The sequence below is a fragment of the Mycolicibacillus koreensis genome (assembly GCF_002104795.1).
GTDB lineage: Bacteria > Actinomycetota > Actinomycetes > Mycobacteriales > Mycobacteriaceae > Mycobacterium > Mycobacterium koreense.
The window spans coordinates 1-2,791 of sequence record NZ_NCXO01000096.1 but is presented as its reverse complement, the minus strand read 5'-3'; the positions used below and the strand labels follow the sequence as shown (position 1 = coordinate 2,791).

General features: G+C 60.0%; 2 protein-coding genes and 2 pseudogenes. 2 read left to right on the top strand and 2 right to left on the bottom strand.

Features of this window, described 5'->3' with window-relative positions; all coding sequences use genetic code 11:
- Positions 1-74: 74 nt before the first annotated feature.
- Positions 75-701, bottom strand: a pseudogene (locus tag B8W67_RS19975) (IS21 family transposase); the annotation flags it as partial.
- 119 nt (positions 702-820) lie between these two features.
- Here B8W67_RS19975 and B8W67_RS20680 point away from each other — a divergent pair.
- Together B8W67_RS20680 and B8W67_RS19965 are read left to right on the top strand one after the other, a co-directional pair.
- Entirely contained in the window at positions 821-1,783 is a 963-nt protein-coding gene (locus B8W67_RS20680) for a hypothetical protein (RefSeq protein WP_133056179.1), read from the top strand.
- A 35-nt stretch (positions 1,784-1,818) separates the two neighbouring features.
- A pseudogene (locus tag B8W67_RS19965) lies at positions 1,819-2,032 on the top strand (IS3-like element ISMyma8 family transposase); the annotation flags it as partial.
- A 32-nt stretch (positions 2,033-2,064) separates the two neighbouring features.
- Here the strand turns inward: B8W67_RS19965 and B8W67_RS19960 are convergent.
- Positions 2,065-2,625: a hypothetical protein gene (locus B8W67_RS19960; protein ID WP_133056178.1), complete on the bottom strand. Its 561-nt coding sequence runs from the start codon at positions 2,623-2,625 to the stop codon at positions 2,065-2,067.
- Positions 2,626-2,791 lie beyond the last annotated feature (166 nt).

Here is a 2,791-nt window from a genome sequence, read left to right as displayed (position 1 = left end):
CCTTCAATCATTTGGCTACGACACGCCGGTCACCAAGATCAGGTCCCGACTCGTACACCACTCTGGTGGACGCAACCCAACACACCGCAAAACCCCGCCACCCACTCGGCCAGTCGCCCGCGTTGGCCGATCCCGGCTTCGTTGTCCCACAACAAGCTGCGCGGCACCGCTCCAACCTGCTGCGACAGCAACAGCCACATGCCAGCCAACAGATCCCCGGTCACCCGCGACGGGATCATCACCGCGGCGATGAACCGCGAATAGGCGGCCACCATCACCAACACCGGAAACGACCGCAGCACCTTGCCGTGGTCGGGCACCAACTGACCGGGGAACCACAGATCGCACTGCACTTGCTCACCAGGTAAATGCACCAACCGATCGCACGGATCAGCTGGCGCGTACTCCGGGCGAATCCTTGCCACATTTTCGCTGAACCACGAATGCCCACCGGCCCAGCGCACCCGCTCAGCAATCACCGTCGCCGGCATCCTCGGATGACTTCTCAGCACATTTCGCACCGCCGGCTCAATCTGCGCCCACGCCGACGTCGTCACCGGCGCTCGCTCATACCGCGGCGGCTCATCGGCGCGCAGCGCCTTGGCCACGGTGTTTCGCGACAGCCCCAGCTCCCGCGCGATCGCAGCCTGCGACAACTTCTCCGACCGATACAACCGGCGGATCTCGGCCCAATCCTCCACAGTGATCACTCTCCAATCGAAGGGTGCTCACTTTTCGACCGGAATCACCTGCTCACTTTTCGACCGGAACCGACAGCCCATGGCGATACGCTTCTGTCAAAATAATCGAAGGGGAGCCGATGTCAATTCTCAACGAAAATCAGCGGCGTATCCTGGCGTTCATTCAGGCGGCGAATCATGGAGGCTATTCACCAACGCCTGAAGAAGTGATCGAGTGGGTGGAACGCCCCGATCCCCTGCCGGGAAAGGTGACCCGCCGGGTTGTGAAGAGGCCGGGGATCACGATGCCCGATCTTGGTCCGGCCTTTGACGTAGGCTCCTATTTTGACGGAATGAACCGGGATATCGCGAAGTCGGTCGATGCCTTCAACCGTCAGCTGTCACCGCTGGCGAAACCCGTTATACCGAATATTTCGGCTTGGCTGGGCGTCCGGGAAGGCGCACGGGAGGTTGAGGAGCGAGCGCCCGACGAGACGGGAATTGACCAGTTGAAGCGACTGCATTGGATCGAACAGTCGGCAAATGGGGCGGGCTTGGTCCTGACAGGACTAGGTCGAGCCCTTCTTCGCCAGGACACTGATCAAGCCACTGACGCAGAAATAACGGTGCTCGACGGCGATGACCCGCTGGCATGGGGCAGCCTGGTCGCGACTATCGCCGAAATCGGGCCCTGCCTGATTGTTGACCCGTACCTCAAGCCCGAGCAGTTCCTCGACGTAGCGAGTTTCACTGGCGCGACACGGGTGATCCTGAGACTGCCGACGAAATCGCACGAAAAAGTGGTGTGGCAAGTCTACCAAACACTGCCTGGGTTGGAAATCACTATCCGATTTGCGGATTCCCGACTGCTGCATGACCGCTATATCGTCGGCGAAAATCACGTTTATCAACTAGGCTGTTCTCTCAATGGCATCGGACGTAAACCAACAACCTTGGTGCCGGTCAATGGGCAACCCGCCGATCGGATCCGAGAAATCGTTGAAGAGTGGTGGGAACTAGCCGAACCAGTCGGCGATCCACCGCCCGACGAGGATGCCGGGACAGAATCAGAGGGCCCGGATAACGACTCGGCGGGCGAGTAGAAGCGACTACTAACCATTCGAGGGCAGCCTGGTGGCGCGTCCGCCGACTGTGGCGCCAAGAGGGCCTGCGAGTGCCCCAGCGCCGCAAGAAGAAACGCCTGACCGACATCGGGACCGCCGTCGGCGCGATGTGCCCGATCGCACCGAACATCATCTGGGCGATGGACTTCCAGTTCGACGCCCACCTCCGACGGGCGAACGCTGAATATGCTCAACGTGATCGACGAATTCGCCCGAGAAGCGTTAGCGTGATCACAACTATTCCGGGGGCAATCCCAGATTCACGGCATCCACCTACTGAATATCGCTGGAAGGCTGCGTAGTACATCCTCGGTAACGACAACAACGTCGATTCCGAACTGCTGTGCCAGACGGATTTTGTGGTCCGCCTTGGCCATGTACGTGGTATCGTCGGGGAAGCCCAAGGCTTCGACGAACGTCCCGTCGCGTAGTTTCCAATCCGCCCTGTAGCCGTGGGGATTCAGCTCGGAGTCGTAGGGGTACCAGGGCTCCGGCTCGTGCTCAATATTGTTGTCATAGAAAAAGTCATCTACCTGGCGTTCTAGTAGGGACTTGCACAGGTGGCCGTCTTTGGCGACGACCGTGACCCCGCGGCTTCGGCGAACACCCCCATCAAGAAGTCCAGCCAGCGCAAGCCAATCAGTCCATGAATGGCACTTCCTCTCGGACCCCAACGCTTGAATGCCCCGTCGTGCGACGAGCATTCGACACAGCATCAGGATGTCCGAATCTGGCCCTGGCCGAGGTGGTTCTGCCAGTTGATTGTAGGCAGGAGGGCCGCCGAATTCCAGCTCGGCAAGGGTTCTCAGCGACCAGATCATCGCCTCGCTCCACGCCCCATCAAATCCCTCATCGCCAAACAGGCCATCTCTGGCATCCGCGCAGCAATACGCGCAATACGGTGCCCCTAAGCCTCAATCCACCGATGAGCGGTTGCTCTGAGGTCGGATTGCGTTGTGTGCGTTGGGACTGGGGTGTGTCGGGATG

Coding starts and splice junctions, on each gene's coding strand:
- B8W67_RS20680 (WP_133056179.1), top strand. CDS start 821: ATGTCAATTCTCAACGAAAATCAGCGGCGTATCCTGGCGTTCATTCAG.
- B8W67_RS19960 (WP_133056178.1), bottom strand. CDS start 2,625: ATGATCTGGTCGCTGAGAACCCTTGCCGAGCTGGAATTCGGCGGCCCT.